Below are 17,236 nucleotides of genomic sequence, written 5' to 3'. Positions count from 1 at the left end.
TCCTCACAGCACCCGATTGCTCTCCTTCACCTTCTCCGCATCCAGATAAACGCTGCTGCCCATCTCCTTGAACTTCGCGCTCATCTGCTTCATGCCGTCCTCGGCCGTCCCGCTCATCGACATGCCCACCGAGTTCGGATCGTTCAGCGTCGCGGCATAGTCCCGCACGTCCTGCGTGATCTTCATCGAGCAGAACTTTGGGCCGCACATCGAGCAGAAATGCGCGACCTTGTGGGCTTCCTTCGGCAGGGTCTCGTCGTGGAAGCTCTTGGCGGTATCAGGATCGAGGCCGAGGTTGAACTGGTCGGTCCAGCGGAATTCGAACCGCGCGCGGGAGAGGGCGTCGTCGCGCAGTTGCGCGGCGGGGTGGCCCTTGGCGAGATCGCTGGCGTGGGCCGCGATCTTGTAGGTGATGACGCCGGTCTTGACGTCGTTGCGATCGGGCAGGCCGAGATGCTCCTTCGGCGTGACATAGCAGAGCATGGCGCAGCCGAACCAGCCGATCATGGCCGCACCAATCCCTGAGGTGATGTGGTCATAGCCCGGCGCGATGTCGGTGGTCAGGGGCCCGAGGGTGTAGAACGGCGCTTCGCCGCACTCCTTGAGCTGCTTGTCCATGTTGATCTTGATCTTGTGCATCGGCACGTGGCCGGGGCCCTCGATCATGACCTGGCAGCCCTTGTCCCACGCGATCTTCGTGAGCTCGCCGAGCGTCTCCAGCTCCGCGAACTGCGCGCGGTCGTTGGCGTCGGCGATCGAGCCCGGACGCAGGCCGTCGCCCAGCGAGAACGAGACGTCATACTTGCGCATGAGGTCGCAGATCTCGTCGAAATGGGTGTAGAGGAAGCTTTCCTTGTGATGCGCCAGGCACCACTTCGCCATGATCGAGCCGCCGCGGCTGACGATGCCGGTGACGCGGCTGGCGGTGAGGTGGATGTATTGCAGGCGGACGCCGGCGTGGATGGTGAAATAGTCGACGCCCTGCTCGCACTGCTCGATCAGCGTGTCCTTGTAGAGCTCCCAGGTCAGCTTGACCGGATCGCCGTTGCACTTCTCCAGCGCCTGATAGATCGGAACGGTGCCGATCGGCACCGGCGCGTTGCGCAAGATCCATTCGCGGGTGGTGTGGATGTTGCGCCCCGTCGAGAGGTCCATCACGGTGTCGGCGCCCCAGCGGATCGCCCACACCATCTTCTCGACCTCTTCCTCGACGGAAGACGTCACCGCCGAGTTGCCGATATTGGCGTTGATCTTGGTGAGGAAGTTGCGGCCGATGATCATCGGCTCGAGCTCGGAGTGGTTGATGTTGGAGGGGATGATGGCGCGGCCGCGCGCGATCTCGTCGCGGACGAACTCCGGCGTGATGAAGGCAGGCACGGAGGCACCAAAGCTCTCGCCGTCGGCAAGGGCTGCTTCGGCGCGCTCGAGCTGCTGCTTGCGGCCGAGGTTTTCGCGGGCGGCGACGTAGATCATCTCCTTGGTGATGATGCCAGCACGGGCGAATTCGAGCTGGGTGATCTTGTGGCCGTCGAGGCCGCGCAGCGGCTTGTGATAGGCGCTGAACGCGCGCGCGGCCTTGTCGGTGGAGACGCTGCCATTGTCCTCCGGCTTGATCTGGCGCCCGTCATATTCCTCGACGCCGCCGCGCTCCAGCACCCAGGCCTTGCGGTCGCGGGCAAGGCCGGCGTTGACGTCGATCGTCACGCTCGGGTCGGTGTAGGGGCCCGAGGTGTCGTACACCGGCAGGTTCGGCTCGCCCGCGCCTTCGGAGAGGATGATCTCGCGCAAGGGCACGCGCAGGTCGGGCGCGGCGTCGGGCGATGCGAAGATCTTTCGCGAGGAGGCGAGCGGGCCGGTGGTGACGGCGGGGACGGTCTTGTCGGGGTTGGAGCGGATGTTCATGGGATCCTCCGTTATATCTCTGGTTCAAGCGGCTTTGGCGGTTTCGCCAAGCCATTGTTTGACCCGCGCATCCGGGTCGGCATTTTGGGTGACGTCGCTGACGACGGCGATGGAATCCGCGCCCGCGGCAAAGATCTCCGCGGCGTGCTCGAACTTGATGCCGCCGATCGCGACCAGCGGGATGGTGCCGATGCGCTTCTTCCATTCGGTGATTTTTGGAATGCCCTGCGGCTCGAAGCGCATCGATTTGAGCGTGGTGAAGAAGATCGGCCCCAGCGCGACGTAATCGGGTTCTGCCGCGAGCGCGGTCGCCAGCTCCGCATCGTCATGGGTGGAGATGCCGAGCGACAAGCCCGCCTCGCGGATGGCCTTCAGGTCCGCGTCGGCCAGATCCTCCTGGCCGAGATGCAGGTATTTTGCGCCGGCAACGACGGCCGCACGCCAATAATCGTTCACGACCAGCTTGGCCTGCGTGCCCTCGGTGATCGCCAGCGCGTCGCTGACGATCTGGAGTGCGTCGGCGTCGTTGAGATCTTTCGCGCGCAGCTGGATGGTGCCGACGCCGAGCTTGGTCAGTCGCTCGACCCATTTGAGGCTGTCGACGACGGGATAGAAACGATCAGGATACGGCATGCCAGAACGGGGTCCCAACGACAGGGGTGGAGGGGGAGGCGAAGTCGCGGGCGTTCATCAGCCCGGCCTCGTAAGCGGTGCGGCCGGCTTCGACACCGAGACGGAAGGCATTCGCCATCGCGACGGGATCGGCGGCCTTGGCGATGGCGGTGTTGAGCAGCACGGCGTCGTAGCCGAGCTCGAGCGCGTGCGCCGCATGCGAGGGCGCCCCCAAGCCGGCGTCGACCACCAGCGTGATGTCGGGCAGCCGTTCGCGCAGCAGTTTGAGCGCGTCGCGGTTGGTGATGCCTTTGGCACTGCCGATCGGCGCCGCCCAGGGCATCACCACCTTGCAGCCGGCATCGACCAGGCGGTTGGCGACCGAGAGGTCTTCCGTGCAATAGGGAAACACCTCAAAGCCGTCCTTGATCAGGATTGCGGCGGCCTCAACCAGGCCGACGACGTCGGGCTGGAGCGTGTCGTTGTCGGCGATCACTTCCAGCTTGATCCAGCTGGTGCCGAACAGCTCGCGGGCGAGCTTGGCCGTCGTCACGGCCTCACGCACGCTGCGGCAGCCGGCGGTGTTCGGCAGCACGGTGACGTCGAGCTCGCGGATCAGATTCCAGAATGCATCGCCCGTCTTGCCGCCGGCGGATTCGCGCCGCAGCGACACCGTGACGATGTTCGAGCCGGAGGCGCGGATCGCCGATTGCATGATCGCCGGCGAGGGATAGAGCGCGCTGCCGATCAGCAGGCGCGAGGCGAAGGTCTTGCCGTAGAAGGTCACCATGTCCTCACCCTCCCTGCCGCGGCGTGATGATCTCGATCTCGTCGCCGGCCTTGAGGTGGGTCTCGGCCCAGCGGCTCTTCGGCACGACGTCGTAGTTCAGCGCGATGGCGAAATGCGTGCCTTCGTAGTCGAGCTCGCTCAGCAGCGCGTCGACGCTGGCTGAATTCACCTCGCGTTGCTCGCCGTTGACGATCACCCGCATTGCATCACCTCATTGTCGATCTGGCCGCGCTCGACATAGCCAAGCGTCAGCTCGGCGAGCGCCGGTGCGATCAGGAAGCCGTGGCGGTAGAGCCCATTGACGCTGATCCGGCCGCCGCGCACGCCGATGCGCGGCAGATTGTCCGGGTAGGCGGGCCTGAGACCCGAGCCGAATTCGACGATCCGCGCCTCGCCGAAAGCCGGATGCACGGCATAGGCCGCGCCCAGCAGCTCCAGCGCCGAGCGCACGCTGACGCCGGTGTCCTCGGCCTCGATCGAGGTCGCGCCCAGCATGAACAGATTGTCCTCGCGCGGGATGACGTAGAGCGGCCAGCGCGGATGGATCAGCCGCACCGGGCGCGAAAGCTGCACCTCGCCGGTCTCGATCAGGATCATCTCGCCCTTGACGCCGCGAAGCTCCGGCTGCTCCTCGCGTGCGCCGAGGCCGCGGCAGTCGATCACGATGCCCTCCAGATCAGCGGCGCTGACGTCGCTGGAGAACTTGATGGTGCCGCCGGCAGCTTTGATGCGCTCGTGCAGCTTCGGCAGCACGCGGCGCGGCTCGACATGGCCCTCGGTCGGGAAGAACAGCGCATCGCGAAATCGGCCCTCCAGCGACGGCTCGAGCTCGGCAAGAGCCGCGGCATCGAGCCGGCGGTGGCCTTCGGTCATCCGCGCAAAACGCTCAAAATCATTGCGCTCGCGCGGGTGGGCGACGACCAGGGAACCATTGAAGGGCGTGTCGGGCAGCTCGCGCCGCCAGATGTCGAGGGAGTGCTGGCCGAGCCGGGAGATAATGGGCTCGGCGACCTCCGCCTCGCACCAGGGCGCGAGCATGCCGCCGGCCCAATGGCTGGTGGAATCGGTCATCGCGGCGTCACCGCGCTCGTGTAGGGTCACGGCGTGGCCGGCCTGCGCGAACAACAGTGCCTGCCAGGCGCCTGCAATGCCTGCGCCGATGATGGATACCGGGGAATCCGGTCGCTTGGTCGTCTGCAACATCCCTGTCCCTTCGCCGGCATGACCCGGATCAGGTTCAAAGGGTCACCGCGGTCTTGGGCGGATTTGCCCATTTAGCGGTATCTCAGCTCCTCCTCGGAGCACCCCTCGGAACGGCTCTAATGTATGCCAGTGGGCGCTGGTGTCAACGCGTTAGCCACAATGCTGTCATTCCGGGGCGATGCGAAGCATCGAACCCGGAATCTCGAGATTCCGGGTTCGGTCCTAGCGGACCGCCCCGGAATGACGATGTTAGTGAGAAACCTGCGCCCGCGCGTTACGGACGCGCTGGGCAAGCTTCCTGTGCGGCGCGGTTCCGAACATCGGCTGCGGATTGCCGTTGGGCTCGAGCCAGGTGTCGGCGCTGGCCTGCTGCACCATCTGTTCCTGCCGCTGCCGCTTTGCGACGTAGTAATAGCCGCCCGCGAAATAACGCACGGCTCGGGCGTGGTCGCCATTGGCGGCGTGATAGGCGCCGGCGAGATATTTGACGGCATAGGTGAGGTTGGTGTTGGGATCGCGCAGGCCGGCGGCGTCGCCGGTGTAGCCGACCCCGCGGGCGGTCGCGAGCTTGATCTGCATCAGGCCGATGGTGCCGCCACGGCCGACGAGCCCGGGCTGATAGCGGCTCTCGCGCATGATCACGCGATGCACCAGCGCCTCCGGCACGCCATTGGCGCGGGCATGGGCCGCGACCATCTCGGCGTATTCGGCTTCGCCGGCATTCGCCGCCTGCGCCATCATCAGACCCGCTGCAGCGAGCACGGCAATACGCAAAATTTTCATGAAATATTCCTCTGCAGAACTCACCTGCACCCGTGCGCGTTAGGCCGTGGGAACACGGCGATGATGTGGCGAAACGCCGCCTTCGGCGATTTTCGCCGGGCCGTCGTTTTTACGACTTAAACCTAAGTTAAGTTCGAAGCTGGCGGAGTGCATTACGCGACAGCAGGTCTGTCCATTGGTGCAGTCGCCCAAAAATCGCTATTCAAAACCAGCATTCGGGAGGACGTCCATGACTCGGGCTTACATCGGCGACATCCCCAAGCAGAATCCGTGTGCACAATGTGCGACACCGATCCCGTCTCCCGACTGGATCGAGCCGGGCGAAGGCCGCGTTTCCTATCTCTGGAAGTGCCACGCCTGCGGCTACCGCTTCGAGGCGGTGGCGATCTTCGATGCGCACGCGATCGAGCATCCGCCGCTCGCCGCCTGAGGCGTTGTCCCAGGGCATGATCTTGTTCGGAAGACCGCTGCGCACTTTGCGCTAGCGCGGCGCTTCGGGTCGTGCCTACGCGGCCAGCCGCGGCTGCTGCCACACCGGCAACTGCATGCGCACGATCAGTCCGTGCGGGTCGCGGTCGTGCAAGGACAGCTCGCCGCCATGGGCGAGCGCGATCGCGCGCGCGATCGACAGACCGAGCCCGAAGCCGGTGGAATCGTCCATGGTGCGCGCGTCGTCGCCGCGCACGAACGGCTCCAGCATCTCCTGCTTGCGTGCATCCGAGATGCCGGGGCCGTCATCCTCGACGTCGATGACGAGCGTGGTGCCCGAGATATCGAGGCGGATCGTCACCTCGGCGCCGAAGCGCACCGCGTTCTCGACGAGATTGGTGACGCCGCGGTGCAGATCGTCGGGCCGCGCGGCGGCAGTCGCCGAAGCGGGCCCGTCATAGTGCACGACATGGCCCATATCGCCGAACTGGTCGGCGATGAGCTGCAGCGTGCTCGCGATGTCGACCAGCGTCACCGCCTCGATCTTGCGGTCGTTGCGCAGCAGCGACAACACGGATTCCAGCATCGACCGCATCTGGTCGAGGTCGATCAGCATGCGCTTGCGGTTGCCCTCGTCCTCGATGAACTCGGCGCGCAGGCGCAGCCGCGTGATCGGCGTTCGCAGGTCGTGGCTGATCGCCGCCAGCATCCGGGTGCGATCCGACATCAGCCCTGCGATCCGCTCATGCATGCGGTTGAGCGCGCGCGCGACCGAGCGGATCTCCTCCGGGCCGCGCTCGGGCAGCGGATCGGCCGCCCCGTCCAGGCTGAAGTTCTCGGCGGCCCTGGCGAAGGACGACAGCGGCGCGGCCAGCGCGCGCGCCGCCCACAGGCCCAGCACGCTGATGCAGATGAAGGCGGTCATCAGCGTCACCAGCCACGGTGCGCCCCAGAACCACGGCCGCGGCCCGCCCTCGACATGGCCGGCGATCATGGCGCCGTCGGGCAATTCCACGCCGATGCGCCGCGCACCGCCTTCGGGCGCGAGCTGCGTCACCTTGTAGGCGTGGCCGAGGTGGCGGCGCACCCCGTGCACGTGCATACCTTCGCTCTCGTCGACGGTCGCCACCGTGCCGGGCACGATGGTCTCGAGGCCGAGCTTCGGGAAGGCGCGCGTGAGATCCGCCATGAGGCGCGGCCGCTCGCTGGCATCGGCCGAGCCGAGCAGCAACGCGGCATCGGTCAATTGACGGGCGCCATCCGGCGGCGCGTCGGGGCGGTCCGGCCGGGTGATCAGGAAGGCGGTGGTGACGACGAGGTGCAGCGCGACGGTCGAAGCCAGCACCAGCGCGGCGATCTGCCCGCCGATACCCTTGAGGTGGAAAAACCCGAACGGCTTCATCGTCGGCGCTCTCAGCTGCTCAGAGGCGCCGCAACCGCTTCGGTCCTGGGCGTGAACAGATAGCCGCCGGAGCGCACCGTCTTGATGATGGTCGGATCGGCCGGATTGGGCTCGATCTTGCGGCGGATGCGGCTCACCAGCACGTCGATGGAGCGCTCGAACGAGCCGGTGTTGCGGCCCTGCGTGAGGTCGAGCAGGCTGTCGCGCGACAGCACGCGGCCGGGCCGTTCGCAGAAGGTCCGCAAGAGATCGAACTCGGCGCTGGTCACCGCGACGCGCGCGCCTTCCGGATTGCGCAGCTCGCGCAGGCGCAGATCGATGCGCCAGCCTTCGAAGGCGAGCGTGGAGGCGCCCTCGATCGAGCTTGCCGCTTGAGCTGCGGCCTGGCGGCGCAGCACCGCGTTGATGCGTGCGAGCAGCTCGCGCGGGTTGAAGGGTTTCGGCAGATAGTCGTCCGCGCCCATCTCGAGGCCGACGATGCGATCGACGTCCTCGCCGCGCGCGGTCAGCATGATGATCGGCGTCTGCGCCTCCGAGCGTACCTTGCGGCACAGGCTCAAGCCGTCCTCGCCGGGCAGCATGACGTCGAGGATGATGAGGTCGACCCTGTGATCGGCCATGGCACGCGACATCTCGCGGCCATCGCTCACGGCGGTGACGTTGCAGGCGTTGTTGCGCAGGTACTTCGCAATCAACGTCCGGGTTTCGCGGTCGTCCTCGACGACCAGGATGTTGGGATTGGGAATGGCCATGAGCTTTGTTTGTCCAAGATTCGGGCCAAATGGCGAAGATTTTTGTTTCGGATTGTTTCTGGCTGCCGGGGCGCAACACCCGGCAATACCTGGGCAGGGAAACAGCAAGGTCTCGTTAACGCCGTTAACCATACCGTGACGGTGTCAGCAACGAAACCCCGCAAGAACCCCGGAGCCCTCATGACCTCGATTTCGGCCGCCTCCGCCGGTAACTACCAGTCGCCCCTGCAGCGGCTGCAGCAGGAGTTGCAATCGGAAGTTTCCGCCGGCACGATCTCGTCGTCCGACCAGTCGGCGCTTTCGACGGCGCTGACCGACATCGACACGGCCTTGCAGTCGAGCCGGTCCAGCGATCAGTCGAGCGGCACGCGTCCCTCCAAGGACGAGATGCAGTCGAAGATCGACGACCTCATTTCCAACGAGGTGTCGAACGGGACGTTGACGTCGGACCAGGCCGACGAGCTGAAGAACGTGTTCCAGTCCGCCTTCGCCAACGGTCCCGGCGGCGCCGGCGGTCCCGGTGGTGCGGGCGGGCCGCCGCCCGGTCCGCCGCCGGATGACAGCACTTCGGATTCGTCGTCGACGGACTCGACCAGCAGCACGTCGACTGACTCGACGACGGCCGAGATCCTCCAGCAGTTCCTCCAGGCGCTCCAGCAGTCGCAATCGTCGGCATCGTCCTACGGCGCCACCGGCAGCTCATCGAGCAACTCCGACTTCTCCGCGCTTCTCATCGACTACAAGAGCTGACCTGAAGCGACGCAGGTCTGCGCGTTCCTCGCCGCGATCGTGCTTCACCCAGGGCGCGCGATCGTCGGCGAGGAATCGTGCGCTGCAAAATGTTCCTGAGTGACTTAGGAACAATTGCAGGTTCGCGCATCGCGCGACGAAAATGCTGCACGCAAGGAACTGCACGTGATCAGCGCTGTTTTCTCCGTACAAGTTTTCTGCTGAAGGAGAGGACAACAATGTTGATGAAATCGATCGCCGCCGGCCTCGCCGGCACCGCGCTGCTTGCGACAGTTGCGTTCGCGCAATCGCCGACCGCCACCGGCGACAAGATGGCTCCTGCCGCCACCACCACGGCCACGACGACGACAGCGTCGGGCGAGTGGCGTGCCTCGAAGATGGCGGGCCTGAAGATCTACAACGAGGCCAACGAGAACATTGGCTCGATCAACGACCTGCTGATGGACAAGAACGGCGCCGTCAAGATCGCCGTGATTGGTGTCGGCGGCTTCCTCGGCATGGGCGAGCATCTGGTCGCCGTCCCCTACGAGAAGCTGAAGTTCGTCAACCAGGCCGTGGCCTATACCGGCACCGGCACGAACCCGGGTGCCAAGCCCGCCGCGACCACGACGACGGGCGCTGCGACCGGCACCGACAAGCCCGCTGCGACCACGACGACGTCCTCGTCGAAATGGTATCCGGACCACGCCGTGTTCAACGCCAGCAAGGACGAGCTGAAGAACATGCCCGAGTTCAAGTACTCGGAGTAATGGGCTTCTAGCCACTTGAACGAAGCGCGCCTGGTTTTCACCGGGCGCGCTGTCGTGTCGTTTTTTCTCTCCCGTCATTGCGATATGTTTGACCCTCACCCTGAGGAGCGCGCAATTCGCGCGCGTCTCGAAGGGCTAGGCCACCAGCCGGGCCTTCATCCTTCGAGACGCGCGAAGATGCGCTCCTCAGGATGAGGAATTGGCGCCGGCCGTCGGTCGCTCAATTCGACTTCACCAGCGGGCAACCGCCCTTGTCGAGGGGACGGAAGGCTTCGTCGCCGGGCACGGTGGCGATCAGCTTGTAGAGATCCCACTCGCCCTTGGATTCCTCCGGCTTCTTGACCTCGAACAGATACATGTCGTGCACCATGCGGCCGTCGATGCGGATCTTGCCGTTTTTGGCGAAGAAGTCGTTGACCGGCGTCTTGCGCATCTGCTCCATCACCTTCGGCGCCTCGTCGGTCTTGATGGCATCGATCGCCTTCAGATAGTGCATGGTCGCCGAATAGAGCCCGGCCTGGATCATGGTCGGCATGTGACCGACCTTCTCGTTGAACCGCTTGGAGAAGGCGCGCGTCTCCTCGTTCATGTCCCAGTAGAACGCGTCGGTGACGATCAGGCCTTGCGTGGCCTTGATGCCGAGCGAATGCGTGTCGGTGATCTCCTGCAACAGCGCGATCATCTTCTGGCCGCCCTGGGTCAGGCCGAACTCGGCCGCCTGCTTCAGCGCGTTGGTGGTGTCGCCGCCGGCGTTCGCCAGCGCGACCACCTTGGCCTTGGAGGCCTGGGCCTGGAGCAGGAAGGACGAGAAGTCCGAGGAGTTGAGGGGATGGCGCACTTCGCCGAGCACCTTGCCGCCGCTCTCCTTGACGACGTTGGCGGCGTCGCGCTGCAGCGCCATGCCGAAGGCATAGTCGGCGGTGACGAAGAACCAGGTGTCCTCGCCGCGCTTCACCATCGCCTTGCCGGCGACGTTCGACAGCGCATAGGTGTCGTAGGTCTAGTGCACCGTGTTGGGCGAGCAGGCGGGGCCGGTGATGTCGGACGAGCCGCCGCCGGAATTGATGTTGATCTTGTTCTTCTCGCGGGTCAGTGCCGAGATCGGCAATGCGACCGAGGACGTCGGCACGTCGAAGATCGCGTCCACCTTGTCGTTGTCGTACCAGTTGCGGGCGATGTTGACGCCGACATCGGGCTTGTTTTGGTGATCGGCGGCGACGACCTGCACGGGCTTGCCGGCGACCTTGGCGCCGTAATCGGCGACCGCCATCTCGACGGCCGCGAGCGAGCCCTTGCCGGTCGCATCCGCATAGAGGCTCGACATGTCCGTGAGCACGCCGATCTTGACGACGTCGTCGGAGATCTGCGCCTGCGCCGTGCCTGATGTGGCGGCGAGGGCGAGACCGGCCGCGATGGCGGCGACGAGTTTTTGCATGGTTGTTTTCTCCCTGTGTGTTGTTGTTTGGGCGTTGTTGCAGGGGAGGTTCTAGCGACAATCGGTCGCGGCAGCTAAGCAATCCGCGCCGTGGCGGGATGCAAAAAGGGAAGGGGCGAGCGGTGTTCCTTCGCGGCCGGTCAGGCGCTGTTGCCCTTGAGCCGTTCGTTGCGGCGGCGCAGGCCTTCGAGGGTGGCGAGCAGGATGACCGAGACCGTCGTCAAAATCACCGCCGCTGCCGTGATGGTCGGGCTGATGTTCTCGCGGATGCCGCTGAACATCTCGCGCGGCAGGGTGCGCTGTTCGGGACCCGCCATGAAGAGCACGATCACCACCTCATCGAAGCTGGTCGCGAAAGCGAACAGCGCACCCGACGCCAGGCCGGGCAGGATCAGCGGCAGGATCACGCGGCGGAACGCCTCAAGCGGCGAGGCGCCGAGCGAGGCGGCAGCGCGCGCCAAATTGGTGTCGAAGCTTTGCAGCGTCGCGCCGACCGTGATCACGACAAACGGCGTCGCCAGCGCAGTGTGGGCCAGGATCAAGCCGAGATAACTGCCGGTCAGTCCGATCGGCGCGAAGAAGAAATACAGGCCGACCGCGGTGATGACACCGGGCACGACGACCGGCGACAGCACGAAAGCCAGCACGAGTGGCTTGAACCGGCTCTTCCACTGCGCGAGCCCGAGCGCGGCCAGCGTGCCGAGAGCCATCGACAGCAGCGTCGAGGCTACACCGATGATCATGCTGTTCTTCAGCGAATTCATCCAGCGCGGCGAATTGATGAAGTCGTCGTACCAGCGCAGGGAGAGGCCCGGCAGCGGATAGGTGAGGTACGAGCCCGAGCTGAAGGACAGCGGCATGATCGCCAGGATCGGCGCGATCAGGAAGACGAACACCAGCGTGGAGATCACGATGGTCGCGGTCCACGCAATGCGCTGGCTGGGCGTGCGGAGGGAGGATTGATCGCTCAATTCTTCATGCCTCCCGTGACCTGCTGTCCCTGCACCAGCTTGCCGTAGACGAGAGCGAGCAGAAGCGTGGCCAGCAGCAGCACCGCACCCAAAGCCGAAGCAAGGCCCCAATTGGCCGTCTCGGTGGTGTAGAGCGCGATGAAGTAGCTGATCATCTGGTCGGCGGCGCCCCCGACGAGCGCCGGCGTGATGTAGTAGCCGAGCGCCAGGATGAAGACGAGCAGGCTTCCCGCGCCGATGCCGGGCAGGGTTTGAGGCAGGTAGATCCGCAGGAAGGCGGTGAGGGGTGGCGCACCGAGCGAGGCGGCGGCACGCATGTAAGCGGGCGAGATCGCCTTCATGCTGCTGTACAGCGGCAGGATCATGAACGGCAGGAGAACGTGGGTCATGGCCACGCAGACACCGAAGCGGTTGTAGATCAGACGCAACGGCTCATCGATGATGCCAAGCCAGTGCAGGCTGTCGTTCACGACGCCCTTGCTCTGCAACAGCACGATCCAGGCGCAGGTGCGAACCAGAAGCGACGTCCAGAACGGCAGCAGGACGAAGATCATCAGCAGGTTCGACCGGCCCGGCGGCAGTGCCGCCAGCAGGTAGGCGACCGGGAAGCCGAGGATCAGGCAGAGCGCGGTGACACCGAGGCTGATGAGGAAGGTGCGCGCAAAAACGTCTCGGTAGATGGCCTGATCCGGTGGGGCTGCGACGATCGCGCCGTCCGCGTTCCGCGTCATGTCGAGCGCCGCGAGAAGGTAGAAGCCGGTCACCGGACCGCCGGCGTTCTTGATCGTCGTCCAGGTGGTGCGTTCGCGCCAGGCCGGGTTGATCTTGCCCAGCGTCTCCGCGGCCGTGCCGGGCTCCGGCATCGCCTTCAGATTGCGCGCCGTGCTGATCAGGATCGTACGAAAGCCGTTCAGGGCGTAATTGAGCCGTTTGGCCGCGATGGCGATGGTGCCGGAGGCCCGCGCCGCCAGGATGTCGCTTGCCAGCGCCGCGTAGGCCGCCTCATTCGGCAGGTCCTTGCCGTCCCAACTGGCGAGTGCAGCGATCGTTTGAGGCAGGACCTGACGCACCTCGCGGTCATCGACCGCGCGCCACAGCATGCCGGCGATCGGGCCTGCGAAAGTGAAGAGCAGAAACAGCAGAAGCGGCAGAACCAGTGCCAATGCCTTGACCTGTCGTGCGCGCTCCGCCCGCTTCAGGCGGCGCTTGAGCGGCACTTCTGTCGATACATTGGCGGAGGCTGCCGTCATGGGAGGAGCCTCGTGGAGCGGCCTGAGCAAGCGCCTCGTCCTTCGAGACGACCGCTTCGCGGTCTCCTCAGGATGAGGCTCTTTGACATCCGTGTCTGTACAATCGTCGACACAGACTCAGACCTCATCCTGAGGGCCCGCCGTAGGCGGGCGTCTCGAAGGATGCGCGGCGGGCGGGCTATCCGCCACGTCTTTCCCTCAGCGCCCATTTGGTTGCGTGCTATTTTGCCGCCCATTTGTTGAAGCGCTCGGTCAGGCGATCGATGTTCTCGAGCCAGAAGCCAACGTTGATCTCGACCGCGTTCTTGATGTTGTCAGGCGCTGTCGGCAGGTCCTTCAGAACGGCGGGCGCGAGCTTACCGGCAGCGTCCTTGTTCGAGGTGCCGTAGGCGATGTTCTCCGACAGTTTTGACTGGTTCTCCGCCTTGCCTGCGAAGTCCAGGAATTTGTAGGCGGCGTCCTTGTTCGGGCTGCCCTTCAGGATGACCCAGCTGTCGAGCGTGAAGAGCGCTCCGTCCCACACCATGCCGAAGTTCTTCTTCTCGCTCTTGTTCGCGGTGTCGATGCGGCCATTGTAGACCGAGGTCATCGCCACCTCGCCGGAGGCGAGCAATTGCGGCGGCTGCGCGCCGGCCTTCCACCAGACGAGGTCACCCTTGATGCTGTCGAGCTTCTTGAACGCGCGATCGACGCCTTCGTCGGTCGCCAGCACCTTGTAGACGTCCTTCGGCGGAACGCCGTCGGCCATGAGGGCGATCTCAAGCGTGGTCTTCGGGCCCTGACGCAAGGCGCGCTTGCCGGGAATCTTCTTGGTGTCGAAGAAGTCGGCCCAGCCTTTGGGCGGCTCCTTCAGCTTGTCCTTGTCGTAGCCGAGTACGAAATCGTAGAGGATGGCGCCGACGCCGCAGGGATTGACGGACGGCGGGATATAGGCGGCCTCGCCGCCGATCTTCGTATAGTCCATCTTCTCGAACAGGCCTTCCTCGCAGCCGACCGCGAGTTCGTCGCTCTCGACCTGGACGACATCCCAGGTGGCGGCGCCACCCTGCACCTTGGCGCGCAACACGCCGACGCCGCCGTCCCAGGACTCGTCGTTCATCGCAACGCCGGCTGCTTTCTTGAACGGCTCGAAATAGACCTTCTTCTGGGCGTCCTGATACGCGCCGCCCCACGACACGACGGTGAGGTCACGCGCCTGCGCGACCGTGGCCAGCGCTGCGCTGGCAGTGAACGCCGCGACGAAACCCAGAGCAATCTTGCCAGTCTTGCGCTTCAGCATGGTCATTGTTCCTTCTTCATGTGGGTTGCATTGACGTTAATCGATGCAGGTTCGCTCATGTCGGGATCAGACGGGATCGAGGGCCAGGCAGTCCTCGGGGCGGAACGTAATGAACACGCTTTCGCCAGGTGTTAGGCGGCCATGTCGCGGGCTGTCATGCGCTCCCGGCTGAAGCTTGACCATGAATTCCCCGTTGCCGGCGACATCGAGCACGGCCAGCGCGTGGTCGCCGAGATAGATGGTGTTCTGCACTTTGGCCGGCAGCCGGTTCGGTCCGTCGCTGGAAGTGCCATCCGGGATGATGGCGACCCGCTCCGGCCGCACCGACAGCGAAGTCGATGCGCCCACACCCGATACATTAACCGCCCGTGCGGTCACGGCGCCGCCACCTGTCAGGACGACGCGGCAATATTCCCTTTCGACCGTCTCGACGGTGCCGGCCAGCACATTGTTCTCGCCGATGAAGTGAGCAACGAAGCTGTTCACCGGATGCTCATACAGCGCGTCGGGCTTGTCGATCTGCTGCACGATGCCGTCGTTGAATACGGCGATGCGGTCCGACATGGTGAGCGCTTCACTCTGATCGTGGGTGACGTAGACGACGGTGATGCCCATCGTCTCGTGCAGTTGCTTGATCTCCAGCTGCATCTGCTCCCGCAGGCGCTTGTCCAGAGCGCCAAGCGGCTCGTCCATCAGCACGAGTTGCGGATTGAAAACCAGCGCGCGGGCCAGCGCCACGCGCTGCTGTTGACCGCCGGACAGCTGCCCGGGCCGCCGCTGCGCCAGCGGTTCCATCTTGATCATGCGCAGCGCCGCTTTGACGCGCTCCTGCGTTTCCGACTTGTCGATCTTGCGCACGGACAGCGGGAAGGCGATGTTTTCCGCGATCGTCAGGTGCGGAAACAGGGCATAGTTCTGGAACACCATGCCGATGTCGCGCTTGTGCGGCGGCACGTTCTTGATCGACCGGTCAGCGAGGTAGATCTCGCCATGGGTCGGAACCTCGAAGCCAGCCAACATCATCAGCGTGGTCGTCTTGCCCGAGCCCGACGGACCGAGCAGGGTGATGAACTCGCCCTTCCTGATGTCGAGATCGAGGTTCTTCACCACGAGGTGCTCGCCATCATAGGTCTTCTGAATGCCGGAAAACCGCACCAGTGCCGGCGCAGGCGTGACCATGCCGGCTTCCATATTGCCCTCGCGTTATCAGCTATCGTGCTGTCAACACCTCGTTCGAGGTTGCGAGGAGCAGCTTAGCATCCTCCGACGAGAATGCCAGCGGCGCAAGCGACGGAGACGCGGCGAGGCGAGGCGAGTGAAGGCATCCTCACATCCCCGACAGCTTCGTCACCGACACGTTCAGCGTGCCGCCGGCTTCCGCGACCACGCGCAGCGTCTTTGAATCGAAGGCGATGTCGGCGAGCGTCAGGCTGTCGATCTTCGCGTCGACCTTGAGGCCGTCCTCGCTCTTCTGGTAGTCGGCGATCGCGGCCGCGATCTTCTCGCGCGCATTGGCGGCGATCGGCTTCAGGTCGAGCGTCGCTTTCTGCACCAGCGCCTGCTGCATCTGCGGCACCACCGCGCGTGCGGCGGCCCCGAGCAGGCCGAAGGCGGCCTCGGATTCCACCGCGAGCTGGATGTCGGCGAGCCGCAGCGTCTGCTGCGCCTGGTCGAGCATCGGCCGGCCCCAGATGTGCACGGTCGCCTCGGCACCAAGGCCGAGCCAGCTCTTCTTTTCCTTGGCGCGCACCAGCAGCGAGATCAGCAGCCGGTCGCCCGACGGGACCACGTTGACGCTCTTGACGGTGACGTCGACCGGGCCCGAGCCGTCCTCGGGATAGGTGTGGCCGACCATCTGCGCGGCGATCAGCTTGTTGATCTCGGTGAAGGGCACGTCGATCGGCACGCCGATGTTCACGCCGGTGCCGGTCGGCGGCACGATCGAGATCTTGTCGGGGAACGGGCAGTCCGGCTTGGTGGACGTCGAGGTGACGCGTGTCTCGAGCTCGAGGCCGAGCAGCAGCGTCACGTTCTGCGCGTCGACGCGCGGCTGCGCCGCGATGGCGCGGGTCGGTTTCATCTCGAGCCAGAGCGGCGGCAGCGCGGCCGAAGAGCTCGAGCCTTGCAGCGGGATCGAGCGGCAGGCCTTAGCCCATTGCAGCTTCGCATTCTCCCGCAGCGACGGATCGTTGCGGATCCGCTCGGAGACGATGTTGATCTGCTCGCCGACGTTCTTGTCGATCAGAGGCTTCACCTGCGCCGGCACGTTGACCTTGGCGCCGGAGACGTTGAGGTTGGTGTCGCCGAGATTGACCTGGGCGCCGAGATTGGGTTCCAGATGCCAGTTGGCCGCGAGCTTCGGGCGCGAGGTGACGACCACGTTGCCCTTGATCTCGGCGCTCGCATTCAGATTCTTGATGTTGACCGCGCCGATCCGTTTCGCTGCGTCACCGCCGAGCACGCTGCCGAGCGCGTCGCCGAGCGCCCCGGTGGCCTTGGACGACAGCGAGCCCGTCACGTTCAGCTTGCCATTGAGCGGCGTCGAGATCGTCAGCACGTCCTTGTCGCCGGCGGCCGCCATCGGCCCGCGCACGGCGCTCCAGCCGATGTCGGCGTTCTCCAGGATCTGCGAGATCGGGTTGTCGGCCTTGCCGGCGAAATTGCGCGGGGCGGCCTTCTCGGCCTGCTCCCGGATCGCCGATATCGCGATGGCAACCGGCGCCACCACGATCGAGCTCTTCGAGACCGGCGGCAGCGGCGGCAATTGCGCGACCGGCGGCGCAGTCGTGGTTGCGCGCGGCGACAGCCAGTCCATCGCTTTCAGGCTGATGAAAAACGACGCCGCGAGCACCGCCACGGCGATCAGGACGGTTTTGAAATTCAACGTCAGACGCATCTATCCCCCAAGCCGCCCCGGCGGGGATTTTAC

General features: G+C 65.1%; 16 protein-coding genes, 1 pseudogene and 1 riboswitch. Of the genes and pseudogenes, 3 read left to right on the top strand and 14 right to left on the bottom strand.

Going from position 1 to position 17,236, the window contains the following annotated elements; translation table 11 throughout:
• Positions 1-3: 3 nt before the first annotated feature.
• From thiC to NLM25_RS35700, 6 genes are all read right to left on the bottom strand, one after another.
• Positions 4-1,902: a phosphomethylpyrimidine synthase ThiC gene (gene thiC / locus NLM25_RS35725; RefSeq protein ID WP_254122541.1), complete on the bottom strand. Its 1,899-nt coding sequence runs from the start codon at positions 1,900-1,902 to the stop codon at positions 4-6.
• 24 nt (positions 1,903-1,926) lie between these two features.
• The gene (locus NLM25_RS35720; protein WP_254140007.1) at positions 1,927-2,535 is read right to left on the bottom strand and encodes a thiamine phosphate synthase; all 609 of its coding nucleotides are present in this window, start codon (positions 2,533-2,535) and stop codon (positions 1,927-1,929) included.
• Positions 2,522-3,304 (bottom strand): thiazole synthase, encoded by a 783-nt coding sequence (locus NLM25_RS35715; protein WP_254140006.1) that lies wholly within the window; start codon positions 3,302-3,304, stop codon positions 2,522-2,524. The genes NLM25_RS35720 and NLM25_RS35715 overlap by 14 nt, the downstream gene beginning before the upstream one ends.
• A 4-nt stretch (positions 3,305-3,308) precedes the next feature.
• The gene (thiS, locus tag NLM25_RS35710) at positions 3,309-3,506 is read right to left on the bottom strand and encodes a sulfur carrier protein ThiS (RefSeq protein ID WP_063981493.1); all 198 of its coding nucleotides are present in this window, start codon (positions 3,504-3,506) and stop codon (positions 3,309-3,311) included.
• Positions 3,497-4,507 (bottom strand): FAD-dependent oxidoreductase, encoded by a 1,011-nt coding sequence (locus NLM25_RS35705; RefSeq protein WP_254140005.1) that lies wholly within the window; start codon positions 4,505-4,507, stop codon positions 3,497-3,499. Before NLM25_RS35705 ends, thiS begins: the two co-directional genes overlap by 10 nt.
• Positions 4,495-4,623, bottom strand: a riboswitch (TPP riboswitch). Its footprint overlaps the gene before it by 13 nt.
• 133 nt (positions 4,624-4,756) lie before the next feature.
• Complete coding sequence (locus NLM25_RS35700; RefSeq protein ID WP_254140004.1) at positions 4,757-5,290, bottom strand: lytic transglycosylase domain-containing protein; 534 nt, start codon at positions 5,288-5,290, stop codon at positions 4,757-4,759.
• Positions 5,291-5,519: 229 nt separating this feature from the next.
• On the opposite strand from NLM25_RS35700, the gene NLM25_RS35695 reads away from it, so the two are divergent.
• Positions 5,520-5,720, top strand: a complete 201-nt coding sequence (locus tag NLM25_RS35695) for a hypothetical protein (RefSeq protein ID WP_254122536.1) — start codon at positions 5,520-5,522, stop codon at positions 5,718-5,720.
• Positions 5,721-5,795: 75 nt separating this feature from the next.
• Here NLM25_RS35695 and NLM25_RS35690 read toward each other — a convergent pair whose 3' ends face one another.
• A complete protein-coding gene (locus NLM25_RS35690) occupies positions 5,796-7,121 on the bottom strand; it encodes an ATP-binding protein (protein WP_254140003.1) in 1,326 nt (441 codons plus the stop codon).
• A gap of 11 nt (positions 7,122-7,132) precedes the next feature.
• Positions 7,133-7,873, bottom strand: coding sequence for a response regulator (locus NLM25_RS35685; RefSeq protein WP_254122534.1), 741 nt, complete (start codon positions 7,871-7,873; stop codon positions 7,133-7,135).
• A gap of 180 nt (positions 7,874-8,053) precedes the next feature.
• Between NLM25_RS35685 and NLM25_RS35680 the strand changes: the two genes are divergently transcribed.
• On the top strand, positions 8,054-8,623 hold the full coding sequence (locus tag NLM25_RS35680; RefSeq protein ID WP_254140002.1) for a hypothetical protein: 570 nt from the start codon (positions 8,054-8,056) through the stop codon (positions 8,621-8,623).
• A 218-nt stretch (positions 8,624-8,841) separates the two neighbouring features.
• Positions 8,842-9,372: a PRC-barrel domain-containing protein gene (locus NLM25_RS35675; RefSeq protein WP_254122532.1), complete on the top strand. Its 531-nt coding sequence runs from the start codon at positions 8,842-8,844 to the stop codon at positions 9,370-9,372.
• Positions 9,373-9,592: 220 nt separating this feature from the next.
• Here NLM25_RS35675 and NLM25_RS35670 read toward each other — a convergent pair.
• The 6 genes and pseudogenes from NLM25_RS35670 to NLM25_RS35645 form a co-directional block, all read right to left on the bottom strand.
• Positions 9,593-10,807, bottom strand: a pseudogene (locus NLM25_RS35670) (ABC transporter substrate-binding protein).
• A 140-nt stretch (positions 10,808-10,947) separates the two neighbouring features.
• The gene (locus NLM25_RS35665) at positions 10,948-11,778 is read right to left on the bottom strand and encodes an ABC transporter permease (RefSeq protein ID WP_254140001.1); all 831 of its coding nucleotides are present in this window, start codon (positions 11,776-11,778) and stop codon (positions 10,948-10,950) included.
• Positions 11,775-13,028: an ABC transporter permease gene (locus NLM25_RS35660; protein ID WP_254140000.1), complete on the bottom strand. Its 1,254-nt coding sequence runs from the start codon at positions 13,026-13,028 to the stop codon at positions 11,775-11,777. The genes NLM25_RS35665 and NLM25_RS35660 overlap by 4 nt, the downstream gene beginning before the upstream one ends.
• A 220-nt stretch (positions 13,029-13,248) precedes the next feature.
• Positions 13,249-14,307, bottom strand: a complete 1,059-nt coding sequence (locus NLM25_RS35655) for an ABC transporter substrate-binding protein (RefSeq protein ID WP_254141318.1) — start codon at positions 14,305-14,307, stop codon at positions 13,249-13,251.
• A gap of 66 nt (positions 14,308-14,373) precedes the next feature.
• Positions 14,374-15,498 (bottom strand): ABC transporter ATP-binding protein, encoded by a 1,125-nt coding sequence (locus tag NLM25_RS35650; RefSeq protein WP_254139999.1) that lies wholly within the window; start codon positions 15,496-15,498, stop codon positions 14,374-14,376.
• A gap of 136 nt (positions 15,499-15,634) precedes the next feature.
• On the bottom strand, positions 15,635-17,203 hold the full coding sequence (locus NLM25_RS35645; RefSeq protein WP_254122527.1) for a DUF4403 family protein: 1,569 nt from the start codon (positions 17,201-17,203) through the stop codon (positions 15,635-15,637).
• Between the last annotated feature and the right edge of the window lie 33 nt (positions 17,204-17,236).

The organism is Bradyrhizobium sp. CCGB01, from assembly GCF_024199795.1.
GTDB lineage: Bacteria > Pseudomonadota > Alphaproteobacteria > Rhizobiales > Xanthobacteraceae > Bradyrhizobium.
This window is presented reverse-complemented; position numbering and strand designations above follow the sequence as displayed.